Origin of the sequence: Agrobacterium sp. ST15.13.015, from assembly GCF_027871645.1 — a bacterium.
Taxonomy (GTDB): Bacteria; Pseudomonadota; Alphaproteobacteria; order Rhizobiales; family Rhizobiaceae; genus Agrobacterium; species Agrobacterium leguminum.
The window spans coordinates 26,432-45,091 of record NZ_JAQAHF010000002.1; the positions used below are offsets into that span (position 1 = coordinate 26,432).

The window sequence follows — 18,660 nt, forward strand, 5'->3', positions numbered from 1 at the left end:
CAGATGCTCGGGACAGGCTCGAGCATAACGGAAGAGAACTTCAGGCTTTTCAGCGGTCTCGAGCGCTGGCCGGCAGGCGCTTGAATGCTCCGCTCGTCAGCCGGGGAAGCCGCCTTTACCCCGCACGCCCATGGCGCAGGTCGTCAACGATATCGGCCTGTTGCCCGAGCCTCGTCTTGTAGACCTGATAATTCTCCATCACCCGCTGCACGTAATTGCGGGTTTCGGGGAAGGGGATGCGCTCGATCCAGTCGACCACCTCGTCGATCGGCTTGCCGCGTGGGTCGCCATAGCGGGCGATCCATTCCGGCACGCGCTTCGGCCCGGCATTGTAGGCGATGAAGGTGAGGATGTAGGAACCGCCGAAACTGTCGATCTGCTCGCCGAGATAATGCGCGCCGAGCGTGGCGTTATAGCCGGCATCGGTGGTCAGTCGCGCCTGGGTGTAGGGCAGGCCATGGCGTCCGGCCACGCCTTTGGCGGTTCCGGGCAGCAGTTGCAGAAGACCGCGCGCATTGGCGGCGGAGACGGCGGCCGGGTTGAAGGCGCTTTCCTGCCTGGCAATCGCGTAAGCAAGCGCCTTGCCGGAGCCGGCAATATTGGCGCTGGCGGGAATGACGCCGAGCGGATAGGCGAGTGCGGCCGCATCGATGCCGCGGCTGAAAGCCGTCTTGCCGATCTGCAGCGAAACCTGATGATTGCCGTTGCCCTCCGCCCTTGCCGCCAGAATGGCAAGCTCGCCGGGACTGTCGAGCTGTTCGGCCAGCGAGCGGTAAAGGCTGTCGGCCCGCCAGCCGTAACCGGCTGCTTCCAGCCGGTCGATGGCGCGCACGGCTTCGCGGCCGGCGAAACGTTCGCGGTCGCCGCTGCTGGGGCTTGGATAGGTGACATTCAGTGTCTTGGCGCCGATTCGCGCAGCGGCAAGCTGGCCATAGAACGTGCCGGGATGAGCGGCGGCTTTGGTGAAAAAGTCGCGGGCATCCCCCGGTCCGCCGGCTTCCGCCGCTCGCCCGAGCCAATAATAGGCGCGCGACGCCGAAAGTGGCCGGTTCGAAGTCTGAAGCAGCGTGTTGAAGTGGCGTGAAGCCGTGGCCGGATCGCGCAGCGCTCTTAGCGCATACCAGCCGGCATGGAATTCCGCATCGGCGGTATCGACGGCAGAGGTGGCCGAATGATTGGCGACGATGCGATAGGCCTCGGCGAAATCGCCGAGATCGGCGACGCCGCGCGCGATGATGCGCCGCTCGTTCCACCATTCGCCCGGATTGACGAGCTTGGCCGTTTCCTTCGGGGCCTGCCTCAAAAGCACGGCGGCTTCGGAATATTTCTGCTGGTTGCGCAGGTTTTCCACCCGCGCGAAAAGATAGGCGGGGTCGCTGCGCCAGGAGGCGTCGACTTTGCCGAGCAGCGCAGTCGCAGTAGTGGATCGCTGCAACACGGCCGCCCACGCATTGTAAAGCGACTGCGCCTTGCCGAGATCGCCGAAACGCTTCGCCTGGCTGATGCGGCTGCGATACATCAGATAATCCATGCGCGCCTTGTGGTCGGCGGGCGTCAGATAGGTGGGAAATTCGGCAAGCACACGGTCTTCCATGTCCTTGTCCATGCCTTCGCTCACCCAGAGCTGGCGAATGAGATGCTGCGATTCCGCACCCTTGCCGGAGGAGGCGAGCGCCTTGGCGAGCACCACGCTGCCTTCTGCGGTTTCCGGCCGGCTATTGCCGAAGGCGGCAAGCACCTGCGATGCCGGCGGATCTTCGCGGTAAAGCGCTTTTTCGGAATTGGCGCGCAGGGTGGCAGCACCCGGCCAGCCGGAGAGCTCGCGCTGGGCGGCGGCGATTTCGGCCGAAGCGACGTCCTTCTGGCCGGAAACGGCGATTGCCCAGGTAAGGATATGGCGGTCGAGGCTGCCGGTCGGCATGGTGTTGCGCAACGCAATCGCCCGGGCCGCATCGCGGCTGGAAAGCGCGTCGAGGCCGGCCTTCAACTGGCTTGTATCGTCGGGGCGGTCGAGGCGCGGTATGGCCCCGGTGATCTCGGGTGAGGCCGGCATGAAAGCCGGAACGGTCGGCGCATTCGGCTTGACATAGGGAAGCGGTGCCGCACCTTCCGGCAGCGGCCCGGCCAATGCGTTCCAAACGGTTGCGGCAAGGCCCGCCGCCATCAATCCCCAGACTGTCTTTTTCATGCCGTTCTTCATCGTGTAACGGAGTTGCCGACTTTCTTCCAGAGCACGTCCTGTTAGACGGAATCGTTCGACATGCTCTGGCTCTTTGTTTTTCCGCATTTTCCGGACGTAAAACCGCTACGCACTTTTACTGGAAATGCTCTAATATCATTTCATTGCAGCGGGATTGCCGAAACCGGTCTGATGTCCCGCCCGGAAATCTTGGGATTTCAGGCTTAATGAAATGTTAATCGCCGCCCTGCAATTCAATCAACTTTTATTCACCGTCCCGCGAGCGGCGTCTCATTTCGACGCCTGCTTTTTTTGCTTGCCGATTGCGGCCCGGAGACTGTCATACTTCCGACAATTTCGGACAAAATACCCTGCCTTTGCGCTTGTCGGCGCCAAGGGCTGGCACTAATGTGTGCCGGTTTTAACCATCGAATGCGGCCGAAGCATGAACCGGCTCGGCGCCAGGAGCTTTGCATGTTCAAGGGATCAATTCCCGCCCTCATTACCCCGTTCACGGACAATGGCGCCGTGGACGAACAGGCATTTGCCGCCCATGTGGAATGGCAGATAGCCGAAGGCAGCAACGGACTTGTGCCCGTGGGCACGACGGGGGAATCTCCAACCCTCTCCCACGACGAACACAAACGTGTCGTCGAGCTGTGCATTGAGGTAGCGGCGAAACGGGTTCCGGTCATTGCGGGTGCTGGCTCCAACAATACCGATGAGGCGATCGAGCTTGCGCTGCACGCGCAGGAAGCCGGCGCGGATGCGCTCTTGGTGGTCACCCCCTATTACAACAAGCCGACCCAGAAGGGCCTGTTCGCGCATTTTTCCGCTGTCGCCGAAGCGGTGAAGCTGCCGATCGTCATCTACAATATCCCGCCGCGCTCGGTGGTGGATATGTCGCCGGAAACCATGGGTGCGCTGGTCAAGGCGCACAGGAACATCGTCGGCGTCAAGGATGCGACGGGCAAGATCGACCGCGTTTCCGAACAGCGCATTTCCTGCGGCAAGGATTTCATCCAGCTCTCGGGCGAGGATGGCACGGCGCTCGGTTTCAACGCCCATGGCGGCGTCGGCTGCATTTCCGTTACCGCCAATGTCGCGCCGCGCCTCTGTTCGGAGTTCCAGGCGGCGATGCTCGCCGGCGATTATGCCAAGGCGCTGGATTATCAGGATCGCCTGATGCCCCTGCACAAGGCGATCTTCATGGAGCCCGGTGTTTGCGGCACCAAATATGCGCTGTCGAAGACGCGCGGCGGCAACCGCCGGGTCCGTTCGCCCTTGATGAGCACGCTGGAACCGGCAACGGAAGCAGCCATCGATGCAGCGCTGAAGCACGCCGGCCTGATGAACTGAGACAGGCCCGAAAGCGTTTAAGGCGCGCCATGAACCGCTTCGCAACAGAAGCCGTTCGGCGCGCCTTTTCTTTTCGCGGCGACAACATTAAATAGGGGTTCGAAAACCGCTCTCGGCGGTAAGCCGAAGGCGCAATAAGAAAAACAAGGGATTGAAATATCATGGCCCCCAAAGGCAGCCAGCGCGTGGTGAACAAGATCGTTGCGGAAAACCGCAAGGCTCGTTTCAACTACGAAATCATCGACACCTATGAGGCAGGGCTCGTGCTGACCGGCACCGAGGTCAAGTCGCTGCGTGAAGGCAAGGCGAATATCGCCGAATCCTACGCATCGGACGAGGGTGATGAAATCTGGCTCATCAATTCCCACCTGCCGGAATATCTGCAGGCCAACCGCTTCAATCACGAGCCGCGCCGCCGCCGCAAGCTGCTTTTGAGCAAGCGCGAGATCAACCGTCTGCGCGCCGGCATCAACCGTGAAGGCATGACGCTGGTGCCCTTGAAGATTTATTTCAACGACAGGGGCCGCGCGAAGCTGGAACTGGCGCTTGCCAAGGGCAAGAAGCTGCACGACAAGCGCGAGACGGAGAAGGAACGCGACTGGAACCGGCAGAAATCGCGGTTGCTGAAGGGTGGGGCGGCTTAAGTCTCGGTGAGTTTTGCGTATAAGGCGTGCCGCCTTTTGCAGCATACTCCTTCGTCATGCCGGACTTGATCCGGCATCCAGCCACGGCGCGTCTGCGCCGTGGAAAGAGTCCTTTCAGCCCAAGGACTTGGGCTGGCTGGATCCCGGCTCAAGGCCGGGATGACGGGAGTGTGTTGCTGCCCGCTGCGCCCGTCACGCCGCCCGGTACGTCCGTTCCACATGCGCCTTCGTTGTCGAAACGCTGAACCGGCTGACAAGCGCCGCCAGATTGGCGCTGACATCGCTCAGATTATGCGTCGCCGCATTCGTCTCTTCCACCATGGCCGCATTCTTCTGGGTCAGATTGTCCATGCTGTTGATGGCGGCATTGATTTCCTGAATGCCGACGGACTGTTCCTGCGCCGCCTTGGTCAGCGAGGCGATATGCTCCTGAATATGATCCACCTTGTTGCCGATCGTATTCAAGGATTCGCCCGTCTTGTTGACCAACGAAACACCCTGCATCACGTCTTCGGAAGACTTGGAGATCAGCGTCTTGATTTCCTTGGCGGCGGTGGCGGAGCGCTGCGCGAGTTCACGCACTTCCTGTGCGACGACGGCAAAGCCCTTACCGGCATCACCGGCGCGGGCGGCTTCGACACCGGCATTCAGCGCCAGAAGATTGGTCTGGAACGAAATCTCGTCGATGACGGAGATGATCTGGGTGATCTTCTGCGATGAGTCCTCGATGGCCCCCATTGCTTTCACCGCTTCCGTCACCACATCGCGTGAGCGCGCGGCTTCAACGGCCGAGCTTTCGACAATGGCCTTGGCCTCTTCGGAACGCTGCGCCGACAATTTGGAAATGGTTGTGATTTCCTCGACGGCGGCGGCGGTTTCCTCAAGGGCGGCGGCCTGCTGCTCCGTGCGGCGGGCCATGTCGTCGGTCGCGGAAGTCAGCTCGCGCGTATTGCCGGAAATCTTGTTCGCCTCTTCGACGATCTGCGCAAATGCGCCGGAGAGATTGCCGACCGCCGCGTTGAAATTGGCCACCAGCCCTTCGAATTGCGGTGCGGGTTTTTCGCCGATGCTGGAGGTGAGGTCGCCATTGGCCAGCCTGTCGAGAGCGCTGTTGAGCAGTGCGAGAACGTGCTCCTGTTCCTTCTTCATCTGCGCCTGTTCGGCTTCCACCTTCTGCCGCTCGGCGGCCAGCACGTCGAGATAGACGGAGATCGAATAATCCATGTCGAGAAGGGCGGCCTTGATGGTGGCCGACAGGGCGTCCTTCACCTTTTTGGCCTTCTTTTCCATGAAAAAGCCCTTCAACTCGGACTCGATCACCGCCTTGACGATGCCGTCGAGCATCAGCGCATAACCGCCAATGTACCATCTCGGCTCCAGCCCCAGTCTCGCATGGGTACGGCCAATGGCGGTCACGGCGTCGGTATAATCCGCATTGAAGGTGCCGGAGGCGATCCTCTCCCAGTGTTTGAGCTGCATGCTCTTGGCGTGGTGGATATGGGCCTCGCTGGAGAAAAACTTTGCCGTCTCCGGCACCGAGCGAACCTTCGTATAAAAACGATCGAGAGACGCATCGAGAGAGCCGGTGATAACACCTTTCATCTCGGAGAGATTTTTCCGTTGCTCGTGACCAAGTCCCAGAAAATTCAGTCTTTCGTCGAGTTGTCGGTCGGTTTTTGCTTGGCCATGCATGTCTAAACATCCTGATTTGGCACCGAAATCATATCGTTGGCGCCGTTACATCTTTTAGACACCTCTAAAATTAACCAAGTTATAATTTTGACTTATCGAATTTGATGTTTGTTAATTCTAAAAAGAATTTTTAACGCGCCGGCGTCACGCCAAACAAAAACGCGCCCGTCTGTTGGACGGACGCGTTGATGATGTCTTCGCAGCAAAAGCTGGGATCAGACCGTCTCAGGACCCTCGGCGTGCCGGGCAGGGCGTTCGTTCGGGTCGCGCCCGATCTCGGCCTTCAGCGTCATCAGATCGATGAAGTGATCGGCTTGGCGGCGCAGGTCGTCGGCGATCATGGCGGGCTGCGTGGCCATGGTGGAAACCACGGAAACCTTGCGGCCCTTGCGCTGCAGCGCGTCTACCAGCGTGGTGAAATCGCCATCGCCGGAGAAGAGCACCAGATGATCGACCGTCTCGGACTGTTCCATGGCATCGACTGCCAGTTCGATATCCATGTTGCCCTTGATCTTGCGGCGGCCGAGAGCGTCGGTGAATTCCTTCGCCGGCTTCGTCACGACCTTGTAGCCGTTATAATCCAGCCAGTCGATCAGCGGGCGGATCGAGGAATATTCCTGATCCTCGATGAGCGCGGTGTAATAATAGGCGCGCAGCAGGTATCCACGCTTTTGAAACGCCTTCAGGAGCTTGCGGTAGTCGATATCGAATCCCAGGCTTTTCGATGCTGCATAAAGATTGGCTCCGTCTATGAAGAGCGCAATTTTCTCCCGTGGATCGAACATTCCATCCCATTCCTTTTTTTGGAAAGGCCATTATCTGGCTTTTATTTCCGGTCGATAACGCAAAAAAACATGTCGTATCAACGAGCTTTGCGTATCGCCGTTGCGTTTTAAGTAAGCTACCTTCCCCCTTATTCCAAGACAATTCTTCTAGACATTTTGTTCATCAGACGCCAAAGGTGGGCAATAAGGTGCCAAAAGACGCCAAAGACAGGAAAAACTTGAATTCCGCGGCCAATGGCTGTATCGGAAGCTGGAAAGCATCGTCGCGAGAAATCTTGAATGTTTTTCGCAAGGCACGAAGCGCAGATTCAATAGGTTAGAGCAACCCTTGTGCACCCCGAACACCGCACGGCGCTCTGATCCACGACATTACGACCCGCAAAGGACAGGCAATGGCCCGCGTCACAGTTGAAGATTGCATTGATAAAGTAGACAACCGTTTCGAGCTGGTGCTTCTCGCCAGCCACCGTGCGCGCCAGATTTCTCAAGGGTCCTCCATCACGGTTGACCGCGACAACGACAAGAACCCGGTTGTGGCGCTGCGCGAAATCGCCGACGAGACGCTGTCTCCCGACGATCTGAAGGAAGACCTGATCCACTCGCTGCAGAAGCATGTGGAAGTGGACGAGCCCGAGCCCGATCCGGTCACGCTCGCCGCCGCCGCTGCCGACAGCGAAGAAGACGATCAGCCGGAAACCGTTACTTTCGACCAGATGTCGGAAGAAGAACTGCTGGCCGGTATCGAAGGCCTTGTGCCGCCGGAAAAAAATGACGACTATTGATAGGATTTTATGATGCCTTTGGCAGGCGGCGGTTACCGTCTGTCAATAGTTGCCGTCATAATCTGATCCCTATTGATGCAGCATTGTGCGCCGACCCTCAGGTTGGCGCGCTTTCTTTTTGTGGAATATCGCATGATGCGGCAATACGAACTCGTCGAGCGGGTTCAAAAATATAAACCGGATGCGAATGAGGCCCTGCTGAACAAGGCCTATGTTTACGCCATGCAGAAACACGGCCAGCAGAAGCGGGCCAATGGCGACCCCTATATTTCGCATCCGCTGGAAGTTGCCGCGATCCTCACCGAAATGCATCTCGACGAATCGACCATAGCGGTGGCGTTGCTGCACGATACGATCGAGGACACCACCGCCACCCGCGCCGAAATCGACGAGTTGTTCGGCGAAGATATCGGCCGGCTGGTGGAAGGGCTGACCAAGCTCAAGAAGCTCGACCTCGTCACCCGCAAGGCCAAGCAGGCGGAAAACCTGCGCAAGCTGCTGCTTGCGATTTCCGACGACGTGCGCGTTCTCCTGGTGAAGCTCGCCGACCGTCTGCACAATATGCGCACCATGGAATATATGCCGGCCGACAAGCGCAGCCGCATTTCCGAAGAAACCATGGAAATCTATGCGCCGCTCGCCGGCCGCATGGGTATGCAGGATATGCGCGACGAGCTGGAGGACCTGTCCTTCCGATATCTCAACCCGGAAGCCTATGGCACGGTGACGAACCGCCTGCAGGAACTGGAAACGCGCAATGAAGGGCTGATCAAAAAGATCGAGGACGAGCTGCGCGAGCTTCTCGTGGCGAATGGTCTGGTCGGCGCCAATGTCAAAGGGCGGCAGAAGAAACCCTATTCGGTGTTCCGCAAGATGCAGTCGAAGTCGCTTTCATTCGAGCAGCTTTCCGATGTCTACGGTTTCCGCATTCTGGTGGATGATATTCCGTCCTGCTACCGGGCACTGGGTGTCGTGCATACCCGCTGGCGCGTCGTGCCGGGCCGCTTCAAGGATTATATCTCGACACCCAAGCAGAACGACTATCGCTCCATCCACACCACCATCGTTGGCCCGTCGCGCCAGCGTATCGAGCTGCAGATCCGCACCAAGCGCATGCATGAGATCGCCGAATTCGGTATCGCCGCTCATGCGCTTTACAAGGATGGCGAGAACGGGGAGGGCGATCTGCTCTCGCCGGAATCGAACGCCTATTCCTGGCTGCGCCACACCATCGAATCGCTGGCCGAAGGCGACAGCCCGGAAGAGTTCCTCGAGCACACCAAGCTCGAGCTTTTCCAGGACCAGGTGTTCTGCTTCACGCCCAAAGGCAAGCTGATCGCCCTGCCGCGCGGCGCAACCCCCATCGATTTCGCCTATGCGGTGCACACCAATATCGGTGACACCACGGTTGGCGCGAAGATCAACGGCCGGATCATGCCGCTCGTCACTCGCCTGAATAACGGCGACGAGGTGGAGATTATCCGCTCCGGCGTGCAGGTGCCGCCTGCCGCATGGGAAGAGGTGGTGGTGACGGGCAAGGCCCGCTCTGCCATCCGCCGCGCGACCCGCATGGCCATCCGCAAGCAATATTCCGGCCTCGGTTATCGCATTCTCGAGCGCACCTTCGAGCGCGCCGGCAAGGCTTTCTCGCGGGAAGCGCTGAAGCCCGTGCTGCATCGCCTGGCGCAGAAGGACGTGGAAGATGCCATCGCCGCCGTTGGCCGTGGCGAGGTTTCCTCGCTCGATGTCCTGCGCGCGGTATTCCCGGATTATCAGGACGAGCGCGTGACGGTGAAGATGACCGGCGACGATGGCTGGTTCAACATGCGCAGCGCTTCCGGCATGGTCTTCAAGATTCCCGGCAAGTCGCGCTCCGTTCTGGAAGATGACGGTGCGGCCGAGATGCTGGATGGACCGGACCCGCTGCCCATCCGTGGCCTTTCCGGCAATGTCGACGTGCATTTCGGTGCCGCCGGCGCCGTTCCGGGTGACCGCATTGTCGGCATCATGGAAAAAGGCAAGGGCATCACCATCTATCCCATTCAGGCGCCGGCGCTGCAACGCTTCGACGACGAGCCGGAGCGGTGGATCGATGTGCGCTGGGATCTCGATGAGGCGAACAAGTCGCGCTTCATGGCGCGGGTGATGATCAATGCGCTGAACGAGCCGGGCACGCTCGCCTCGGTGGCGCAGTCCATCGCCACGCTCGATGTCAATATTCGCGGCCTCAACATGGTCCGCATCGGCACGGATTTCTCCGAGCTGGCGCTGGACGTCGAAGTCTGGGATCTCAGGCAGCTGAACCAGCTTCTGTCGCAGCTCAAGGATCTCGATTGCGTCTCGACCGTGACGCGTGCCTTCGATTGAGGCATTTTTGATCCTTTGCAAATACTAAAAGGCCGCCGTTATGCATTGAGCGCATGGCAGCGGCCTTTTCCTGTCTCTGGTGGTGAAGGCGGTTTGAGACTATTTTCTTCTCAGAAATTGAAGAGAAGGAAACGCGGCGTGCCGGTGGATGAACACCGATGAGAAACGCCAGTTCCAAACCGAAAGGACCGAAAATCATGTTTACTCCGCTTCGCAAGATCGCCCGCGCCGTTCGTGGCAAGACCACCCAGGAACGCGAATTCGAATATCTCAGCGGCTCGGTATCGAATGTCGACCTGGAATTCCGCCAGCGCGAAATCGACCGCGGCCTGTTCCGCCGGTAATGCACTCAGCGCATGGCAGCCCATCGCCATGCGTATGAGACTCGGAGGGTGCGCGGCCGTTGTTGGCGCGCTCGCCCCTGTATCCTGCAAAACTATGTTCAAGCGGTTGTCCCAAACTGGTTGACAAATACGTCGCGAAAAATCCCGGTTCAGTCCCCTGTCACAATAGACGACACTAAATTGGGACTGATATCGAAGGCTCGATATTCACTTTATTCTTGACATCCCGCGTCCGTCATGCCGGACTTGATCCGGCATCCAGCCAGCCCAAGTCCTTGGGCTGGAAAGAGTCTTCTCGCCGCGCAGACGCACGTCGGCTGGATTCCGGCCCAAGGCCGGAATGACGGACGCGGAGAATACACCTGCAAAAGAAATCCCTGCGTCATCTATGATGCTCTTGGCGCGGCCGGGGCGATGAAATAGACTGCCCCCATGCCGTTTCGCCGCCGTGAACCCGTTGGTTTTTCAGAGAAGATTCGCGACCTCTTCTGGCCGCGTACGGGTTTTTCCCGTTCGTTGCGCTATATGAAGCTGCGCCTTCTGCGGCTTTCCGCCTCTCCGCATTCGGTTGCCGCCGGTGTCGCTCTCGGTGTCGGCGTGGCGTGGACACCGTTTCTCGGCGTTCACATCATCATCGCCATGGCGCTGGGTTTTCTCATGCGCGTCAATCTCGTGGCGGCGGCGCTCGGCACCACCTTCGCCAATCCGCTGACATTTCCCTTCATCTGGGCATCTACCTGGGAGCTGGGGCACCTCATCCTCGGCCGGCAGAAGACGGAAAGCGCTGCGCATGTGGATTTCGTGGCGCTATTCAGCCATCTCGAATTCCGGCAGATATGGACGCCGGTGCTGGAACCCATGACCATCGGTGCGCTGCTTCCTGCCGTTATCAGCGCAATCATCGCCTATATCGCGGTTTATGGTCTCATCAGCGGTTTCCAGCGCCGCAAGATGGAAAACCTCGCGCATCGCGCCGCCAACAAGAATGCTTCTCTGGAGATGTTGAAATGATCATTGGATTGGGCAGCGACCTGATCGATATTCGCCGCGTTGAAAAGTCGATCGAACGTTTCGGCGAGCGCTTCACCCATCGCTGTTTCACCGATATCGAGCGCGCCAAATCCGATGGCCGCAAGAACCGCGCCGCTTCCTATGCAAAGCGTTTCGCCGCCAAAGAAGCCTGTTCCAAGGCGCTGGGAACAGGCCTTGCGAACGGCGTTTTCTGGAAGGATATGGGCGTCGTCAATCTGCCGGGCGGCAAGCCGACCATGGTGTTGACCAATGGGGCAGGGGAGAGGCTGGCGGCCATGCTGCCCGCCGGCCACCGCGCCAATATTCACCTGACGATCACGGACGATTTTCCTTACGCTCAGGCATTTGTGATTATCGAGGCGCTTCCCGTGAACGGGTAAGACCCGGTGAAGCCGCATTGGCGTCCTATTTGCGGACGTGTCACAGAAGCGCTTCCCTTCGGGCTGGAAAGGTTCTAGAGAAGTCGCAGAAATATGAAAGCGTTGCCGGCTGCGTAAAAACCGCTTGCCCGCCGCATATGCGATAAAACAACGGCCCGGCCGCCTTCGTGAAACCGAAGAAGCCGGGAAACAATCAGGCAGGTCTTTAAGTGTCGGAAAAAGCTGAAAAGAAGCAGAACGCCCTCTGGGAGAACGTCAAGGTCATCATTCAGGCGCTGCTGCTGGCCATGGTCATCCGCACCGTGCTGTTTCAGCCCTTCACGATCCCGTCCGGCTCGATGATGCCGACGCTTCTGGTTGGCGACTATCTTTTCGTCAACAAGTTCTCCTACGGCTATTCGAAATATTCGCTGCCTTTCTCGCCGAACCTGTTTTCGGGCCGCATTCTGGAATTCAGCAAGCCGAAGCGCGGCGATGTCGTGGTCTTCCGCCTGCCGCCCAATCCTGAAGTCGATTATATCAAGCGCCTCGTCGGCCTGCCGGGTGATCGCATCCAGGTGACGAACGGCGTGCTGTTCATCAACGGCCAGCCGGTTCCAAAGCAGCCCGACGGCACCTTCACATCAGATTATCGCGCCGATCCAGGCGCCAATGTACCTGTCTTCCGCGAAACGCTCGACAATGGCGTCACCTACGACACGCTCGACCAGTCGCCTGATTCGCGTGGCGACAACACCCGTGAATTCGTGGTGCCGGAAGGCCATTATTTCATGATGGGCGACAATCGCGACAATTCGCTCGACAGCCGTTTCGATGTCGGTTTCGTACCGGAAGAAAACCTGATCGGCCGCGCCAGCGTCATCTTCTTCTCGCTGGGCAATGACACGCCGTTCAGCCGCATTTGGGAATGGCCGGCCAACATGCGTTGGGACCGCCTCTTCAAGGTTGTGGAATGAGCAAGACCAAGCCGCTTGCGGCGGACGAGATTTCCCGTCTGGAAGCGTTGATCGGATATGAATTTAAGGAAAAGGCCCGGCTCGACCGGGCCTTGACCCATGCCAGTGCCCGCTCGGCGGCGGCCGGCAATTACGAGCGGCTGGAATTTCTAGGCGACCGTGTTCTCGGTCTCTGCGTTGCCGAATTGCTGTTCTCCACCTTCCGCAACGCCACCGAAGGCGAGCTTTCGGTGCGTCTGAACCAGCTCGTCAGCGCCGAATCCTGTGCCGCGATCGGTGACGAGATGGGCCTGCATAATTTCATCCGCACCGGCTCGGATGTGAAGAAGCTGACCGGCAAGGCGATGCTGAACGTGCGCGCCGATGTCGTCGAAAGCCTGATCGCCACCATCTATCTGGATGGCGGGCTGGAAGCATCGCGCAAATTCATTCTGAAATACTGGCAGGGCCGCGCAACCAGCGTGGATGCCGGGCGGCGCGACGCCAAGACCGAGTTGCAGGAATGGGCGCATGCCAGATTTGCGGTGACGCCCTCTTACCGGGTTGACGATCGCTCCGGACCGGATCACGATCCCCGCTTTACGGTGACTGTCGAAATTCCCGGCGTGAAGCCGGAAACCGGTGTCGAGCGCTCCAAGCGCGCGGCCGAGCAGGTGGCGGCAACAAGATTGCTGGAACGCGAAGGCGTCTGGCAGAAGACCTCCACCCGGAACTGAGCGCCCGGCGAAACGGGTGCTGAACATCGAGCGCATGACGGGCCCTTTGGCCGCATGTTGAATACCTCTGACCTTGAATGGATATCATGACCGATCACGAAAACCCCGCCATCACTGGCGAAGATGCAACCCTTCCGACCCGCTCCGGCTTCGTGGCCCTCATCGGCCCCACAAATGCCGGCAAGTCGACGCTGGTGAACCGTCTGGTGGGCGCCAAGGTTTCGATCGTCAGCCACAAGGTGCAGACGACGCGCGCCGTGATGCGCGGCATCGCCATTCACGACAATGCCCAGATCGTTTTCATGGACACGCCCGGCATCTTCAAGCCGCGCCGCCGGCTGGACCGCGCCATGGTCACCTCCGCCTGGGGCGGCGCGAAGGATGCCGATCTCATCCTGCTGCTGATCGACAGCGAACGTGGCCTGAAGGGCGATGCGGAAACCATTCTCGAAGGTTTGAAGGATGTCCCGCAGAAGAAGATCCTCTGCCTCAACAAGATCGACCAGGTGAAGCGCGAAGACCTTCTGAAACTCGCCGCCGCCGCCAACGAGACGGTCGCCTTCGACCGCACCTTCATGATCTCGGCGACCAACGGTTCGGGCTGCGAGGACTTGATGAACTATCTGGCCGCCGAACTGCCGGAAGGCCCGTGGTATTATCCGGAAGACCAGATTTCCGATCTGCCGATGCGCCAGCTCGCCGCCGAAATCACCCGCGAAAAACTGTTCCTGCGCCTGCATCAGGAGCTTCCCTACGCCTCGCATGTCGAGACCGAAAAGTGGGAAGAACGCAAGGACGGCTCCGTGCGCATCGAGCAGGTGATCTATGTCGAGCGCGACAGCCAGAAAAAGATTGCGCTCGGCAAGAACGGCGATGCGATCAAGGCCATCTCCACCGCCTCGCGCAAGGAGCTGTCGGAAATCCTAGAGCAGCCGGTGCATCTCTTCCTGTTCGTCAAGGTGCGCGAGAACTGGGGCGATGACCCCGAGCGCTTCCGTGAAATGGGACTGGAGTTCCCGCGGGGGTAACGCGCAGGCGCGATATGCGCGGCGCGAAACCACACCCGCTTCCGTCATTCCGGCCTTGAGCCGGAATCCAGCCAGCCCAAGTCCTTGGGCTGAAAAGAGGGCCTCTCGCCGGCCGACGCGCGTCGACTGGATTCCGGCTCAAGGCCGGAATGACGGGCGGGAAATGTCGCGAACCAACGCGAACGTCGAGATTGCCCAAGCCCTTCGTTTTTTTGTGTTCGAGACGGGGCGCGACGCAATCCCGGAACGAACTGAATATCTTCACTCACCATCGGGAACCGAATACGTTCGGGCGGGTTGTTCCAAAACAATTGGGCGCAACCTTTTTCGATGATGGATATTCATGTCGCCAAAAAAACCGAACGGAATTTCCACCACTCCGTGCCAGCAATGTCCCCTGCGCGACCTGCCGCATTTCCGGGATTTTTCCTCTTCCGAACTGGATTTCGTCTCGCGTTTCAAGACGGGGGAACTTGCGGTGGAAAGCGGCTCCGTCATCCTGATGGAAGGCTCGCACAGCGCCCATCTTTACACCGTTCTGCAGGGCTGGGCTTTCCGTTACAAGACGCTTGAGGACGGTCGGCGGCAAATCCTCAACTATGTCATGCCCGGCGATCTCGTCGGTCTTCAGGGCACGGTGATGGGGGAAATGCAGCATTCGGTGGAGGCGCTGTCGCCGGTGACGCTCTGCGTCTTCGAGCGCTCCCGCCTCAACAATCTCTTCACCGATCACCCGACGCTTGCCTATGACCTCACCTGGATCGCGGCGAGCGAGGAACGCATGCTGGACAACCATCTCCTCAGTATCGGCCGCCGCACCGCGCTGGAACGCGCCGCCTATCTGATCGCGTTTCTTTATCGCAAGGCGAAAGCGGTCAACCTCATCCCCGGCGAAACACCGATCCCGGTTACCCAGCAACACGTTGCCGATACGCTCGGCCTGTCCATCGTTCACACCAACAAGACCTTGAGAAAGCTCGTCGATCGCGGTCTCATCCGCTGGACGGACAAGGGCTGTCTGGTGCTGGACGATGCCGGCTTGACCAACGTGGCGGGATGGGAAAGCGATGAAAAGCGGCAAAGGCCCTTCATCTGATCTTCCTTTGACATGTCTTTTTTAAATGACGGCGCAGCCGCAATTTGCGACTCCTGTCGTGTTATCTGACGGGAGAATCATGTCGGAGACCGCAGCTTCGAGCCGTGCGGTCCTCTTTTTGGAAAGAAGAAAACATATGGTGCCACAACGGGTTATCATCGTTGAGGATGAATATCTGGTGGCGCTCGATGTCGAAGCGGTTCTCCAGTCCATGGGGGTGGAATCCGTCGCCATCGCCACCACGCTTGCGCAGGCGAGGCAGGCCGTCGAAGAGGATGGCGCCGATTGCGTGCTTCTCGATGTCAGCCTCACCGACGGCAAGAGCTACGATTTCGCGCGCGGGCTGCGCGATGCGGGCATTCCCTTCGGTTTCGTCAGCGGTTATGGCGACACGACGGGTTTTCCGGAAGATCTCGCGCACGCGCCGTTGCTCGGCAAACCCTTCGGGGAAAACGAGATTATCGATTTCGTTCTCAACCTCGTCGGCGTGGTTGACGGTGCCGTAAAAGAATAACGTTTTGCCGCCAGATCGGGTATGATCGGGCCTGAATCGAAATCCTGAATCGAAATTCGGACGCGTTTCATGCAGTGGCAGGAAGAGGCAATCATTCTCGGCGTCAAACGCCATGGCGAGACGAGTGTCATCGCCGAGGTGATGACCCCTTCGCGTGGCCGCCATCTGGGGCTGGTGCGTTCCGGCCGTTCCCGCAGCATGCAGCCTGTGCTACAGGCGGGCAACCGGGTGGATGTCATCTGGCGGGCGCGCCTTCACGATCATCTGGGTGAATTCCGCATCGAGCCGCTGCAATTGCGCGCTGCGCAGCTGATGGAAACAGCGACCGCCGTTTATGGCGTGCAGGCCATGGGCGCTCTGCTCAGGCTTCTGCCGGAGCGTGATCCGCATCCGCATCTTTATCAGGCGCTGGATATCATTCTCGACAATCTGCATGACCCAGTCGATGCCGGAGAATTATTCGTGCGCTTCGAACTGGCGGTGCTGAACGAACTCGGTTTCGGGCTCGATCTCACCGAATGTGCGGCGACGGGGCTGCGCACCGACCTCATCTATGTATCGCCGAAAACGGGCAGGGCGGTTTGCCGCACGGCAGGTGCGCCCTATGCGGAGCGGATGCTTTCGCTTCCGGCTTTCTTAAGCGAAGGCCAGTCGAAGGCCGCCGATCCTGACAGCCTCGCGGCTGCTTTCCGCCTCACCGCTCATTTCCTCAACCGGCATGTCTACGATCCGCGTGGCCTCAACGAAAACGCCGCCCGCGACGGTTTCGTGCAGGCGGCGCTGAAGGCGCTTGAGCGGAGGGCGAAGGAGGGCAGGGCGATGTCGCCCGCCCTCGATAAGGCCGTCTGACTAGGCCATTGCAGGCCTCGGAGCCGGTCGCTCCTGAATGGGCCAATGCACGATGGCCGCGAAAATCCCCATGCCGACGCCCAGCCACCAGACGAGATCATAAGAACCCAGCCTGTCGTAAAGGAAACCGCCGAGCCAGACGCCGAGGAACGAGCCGATCTGGTGCGACAGGAACACGACGCCGCCGAGCATGCCGAGATGGCGCGTGCCGAACATGATCGCCACCAGCGCATTGGTCGGTGGCACGGTGGAAAGCCAGAGGATGCCCATGACGGCCGCAAAGATGATGACTGAAAGCGGCGATTGCGGCAGGAGCATGAAAGCGGTGACGGCAACCGAACGGGCGATATAGATATAGGCCAGCAGATAGGGTTTCGAATAACGCTGGGCGATGACGCCGGCGGCAAGCGATCCGATGATGTTGAAGAAGCCGATCAGCGCCATGGCGATGACGGCGTAGCGCGGTTCGATGCCAATATCGCCGAGATAGGCCGGGAAATGCGCGGTGATGAAGGCCACCTGAAAACCGCAGACGAAAAAGCCCGTGGTCAAAAGCAGGTAGCTTTTATGGCCGAGCGCTTCTTTCAGCGCTTCGCCCGCCGTCTGCTGGAACTGCGCCTGCGACTGGCTGCCGGAAGAGGAATTGCCACGCATCGGAAAGGCGAGCAGCGGCACGAGCATCATCATCGCGGCAAGCCAGACGAGGCTGTCCGACCAGCCATAGGTGGAAATCAGGCCCTGGCTGATCGGCGCGAACAGGAACATGCCGGCTGAGCCCGCCGCGGTGCCGATGCCGAAGGCGAGCGAACGCTGCTGCGGCGTGACATGGCGCGCAAAGGCCGAAAGGATGACGCTGAAGGAGCCGGCGGCAATGCCGAGCCCGACGAGAACGCCGCCGCCGAAATGCAGCCAGAAGGGCGAGGTGCCGAAGGACATGCAGATGAGGCCGGCAGCATAAAGCAGGCCGGAAAGCACGAGCACGCGGCCAGTGCCGTATTTATCGGCGATGGCGCCGAAGAAGGGCTGACCGAGCCCCCAGAAGAGGTTCTGCAGGGCCATGGCGAGACCGAAGGTGGAACGGTCCCAGTCGGTATCGGCGAGCATCGGCAGCTGGAAAAAGCCCATGGCGGAACGGGGGCCGAAGGTCATGACCGCGATCAGCGACCCGGCGGCGATAATCAGCCAGGGCATGGTCTGGCGTGTGGCTTGCGACATGAATATTCTCCCATCGCGGCGCCGCGTCCCAAAAAAATAGGGACATGGCTTGCCGCAGATTCCGCTACGATGGGATGAATATTATCTTTTGTCAGCCGGTCCCACTAGCGACTTTTCTTGACGGCCACTATTCATGGGATTGATAAGACGCTGTCAGCGCATCTTGCCTATCAAAGCCTCGTTTTTGCCGAGAATATCCTCAACGCTCTGCTGCCGCTGCTGAATATCGCCCAGGAGCGAGTCTGATTTGTCTATCGATGAGCTCAGATTCTTCTGGATTTGAAGCCAATTTATCTTTGGCGTAAAGGAATTATCCGACCCGGCGGCAGGCGTGCTGGCAAATGTTTGCACCACGGTGTTGAGTGCCGCCAGCCCCTGTTTCACTTCCTCGATGGCTTGCGTTTGCTTAGCGACGGTCGTCGCCAGTTCAATATTGGCCTTCTGGCTATTGGTCAAAATCTCCAATCCGTCCCTATTGACCTTCATGCTGGTGATGAAGGGCAGAGCGGTAAAAACGGCGCCGACAAGAGCAAGCAGGAGCCCATGTGTTTTGCCAACGGAAAAGAAGCACAGAAGCAAACCCGACACGCACATCAATATGCCTATCGTTGCTACGACGGATATATGATTATTTGAAATGACATTGAAAAAATCGACCATGGAACATCTCCTGAAAATAAACCCATGATTGATTTTTGTTATTCGAAAATCAACTTAAAACT

18 protein-coding genes are annotated in these 18,660 nt (G+C 59.1%); 13 read left to right on the plus strand and 5 right to left on the minus strand.

Annotated elements, in window-relative coordinates:
- Positions 1-115: 115 nt before the first annotated feature.
- Positions 116-2,188, minus strand: coding sequence for a lytic transglycosylase domain-containing protein (locus PIB16_RS03335; protein ID WP_271044988.1), 2,073 nt, complete (start codon positions 2,186-2,188; stop codon positions 116-118).
- Between the two features lie 465 nt (positions 2,189-2,653).
- On the opposite strand from PIB16_RS03335, the gene dapA reads away from it, so the two are divergent.
- Both dapA and smpB read left to right on the plus strand, forming a co-directional pair.
- Entirely contained in the window at positions 2,654-3,538 is an 885-nt protein-coding gene (gene dapA, locus PIB16_RS03340) for a 4-hydroxy-tetrahydrodipicolinate synthase (RefSeq protein ID WP_003524121.1), read from the plus strand.
- Positions 3,539-3,699: 161 nt separating this feature from the next.
- Positions 3,700-4,182 carry an SsrA-binding protein SmpB gene (gene smpB / locus PIB16_RS03345; protein WP_078054125.1) on the plus strand — a complete coding sequence of 161 codons (483 nt, stop codon included), beginning with the start codon at positions 3,700-3,702 and terminating at the stop codon, positions 4,180-4,182.
- A 192-nt stretch (positions 4,183-4,374) separates the two neighbouring features.
- Here smpB and PIB16_RS03350 read toward each other — a convergent pair whose 3' ends face one another.
- Positions 4,375-5,874 (minus strand): globin-coupled sensor protein, encoded by a 1,500-nt coding sequence (locus PIB16_RS03350; RefSeq protein ID WP_271044989.1) that lies wholly within the window; start codon positions 5,872-5,874, stop codon positions 4,375-4,377.
- A gap of 215 nt (positions 5,875-6,089) precedes the next feature.
- Positions 6,090-6,659, minus strand: a complete 570-nt coding sequence (locus tag PIB16_RS03355) for a LabA-like NYN domain-containing protein (protein WP_004440903.1) — start codon at positions 6,657-6,659, stop codon at positions 6,090-6,092.
- A 392-nt stretch (positions 6,660-7,051) separates the two neighbouring features.
- Here PIB16_RS03355 and rpoZ point away from each other — a divergent pair, with 392 nt between their 5' ends.
- From rpoZ to recO, 11 genes are all read left to right on the plus strand, one after another.
- Positions 7,052-7,441 carry a DNA-directed RNA polymerase subunit omega gene (rpoZ, locus tag PIB16_RS03360; protein WP_003521126.1) on the plus strand — a complete coding sequence of 130 codons (390 nt, stop codon included), beginning with the start codon at positions 7,052-7,054 and terminating at the stop codon, positions 7,439-7,441.
- Positions 7,442-7,573: 132 nt separating this feature from the next.
- Complete coding sequence (locus tag PIB16_RS03365; RefSeq protein ID WP_065654813.1) at positions 7,574-9,808, plus strand: RelA/SpoT family protein; 2,235 nt, start codon at positions 7,574-7,576, stop codon at positions 9,806-9,808.
- 197 nt (positions 9,809-10,005) lie between these two features.
- Positions 10,006-10,152 (plus strand): hypothetical protein, encoded by a 147-nt coding sequence (locus PIB16_RS03370; RefSeq protein ID WP_003496944.1) that lies wholly within the window; start codon positions 10,006-10,008, stop codon positions 10,150-10,152.
- A gap of 432 nt (positions 10,153-10,584) precedes the next feature.
- Entirely contained in the window at positions 10,585-11,163 is a 579-nt protein-coding gene (locus PIB16_RS03375) for a DUF2062 domain-containing protein (protein WP_080856170.1), read from the plus strand.
- Positions 11,160-11,564: a holo-ACP synthase gene (acpS, locus tag PIB16_RS03380; protein WP_271044990.1), complete on the plus strand. Its 405-nt coding sequence runs from the start codon at positions 11,160-11,162 to the stop codon at positions 11,562-11,564. The genes PIB16_RS03375 and acpS overlap by 4 nt, the downstream gene beginning before the upstream one ends.
- Positions 11,565-11,773: 209 nt before the next feature.
- Complete coding sequence (gene lepB, locus PIB16_RS03385; RefSeq protein WP_003496938.1) at positions 11,774-12,520, plus strand: signal peptidase I; 747 nt, start codon at positions 11,774-11,776, stop codon at positions 12,518-12,520.
- Entirely contained in the window at positions 12,517-13,236 is a 720-nt protein-coding gene (rnc, locus tag PIB16_RS03390) for a ribonuclease III (RefSeq protein WP_125146846.1), read from the plus strand. The genes lepB and rnc overlap by 4 nt, the downstream gene beginning before the upstream one ends.
- A gap of 77 nt (positions 13,237-13,313) precedes the next feature.
- Positions 13,314-14,264 (plus strand): GTPase Era, encoded by a 951-nt coding sequence (era, locus tag PIB16_RS03395; RefSeq protein WP_271044991.1) that lies wholly within the window; start codon positions 13,314-13,316, stop codon positions 14,262-14,264.
- Positions 14,265-14,607: 343 nt separating this feature from the next.
- A complete protein-coding gene (locus PIB16_RS03400; protein WP_065654134.1) occupies positions 14,608-15,360 on the plus strand; it encodes a Crp/Fnr family transcriptional regulator in 753 nt (250 codons plus the stop codon).
- A 136-nt stretch (positions 15,361-15,496) separates the two neighbouring features.
- Positions 15,497-15,874, plus strand: a complete 378-nt coding sequence (locus tag PIB16_RS03405) for a response regulator (RefSeq protein ID WP_271044992.1) — start codon at positions 15,497-15,499, stop codon at positions 15,872-15,874.
- Positions 15,875-15,943: 69 nt separating this feature from the next.
- A complete protein-coding gene (recO, locus tag PIB16_RS03410) occupies positions 15,944-16,723 on the plus strand; it encodes a DNA repair protein RecO (RefSeq protein WP_125145848.1) in 780 nt (259 codons plus the stop codon).
- On the opposite strand, the gene PIB16_RS03415 is transcribed toward recO, so the two are convergent.
- On the minus strand, positions 16,724-17,938 hold the full coding sequence (locus tag PIB16_RS03415; RefSeq protein ID WP_271044993.1) for an MFS transporter: 1,215 nt from the start codon (positions 17,936-17,938) through the stop codon (positions 16,724-16,726). It abuts the gene before it with no gap.
- Positions 17,939-18,091: 153 nt separating this feature from the next.
- Complete coding sequence (locus PIB16_RS03420; protein WP_078054121.1) at positions 18,092-18,598, minus strand: hypothetical protein; 507 nt, start codon at positions 18,596-18,598, stop codon at positions 18,092-18,094.
- Positions 18,599-18,660: the final 62 nt, after the last annotated feature.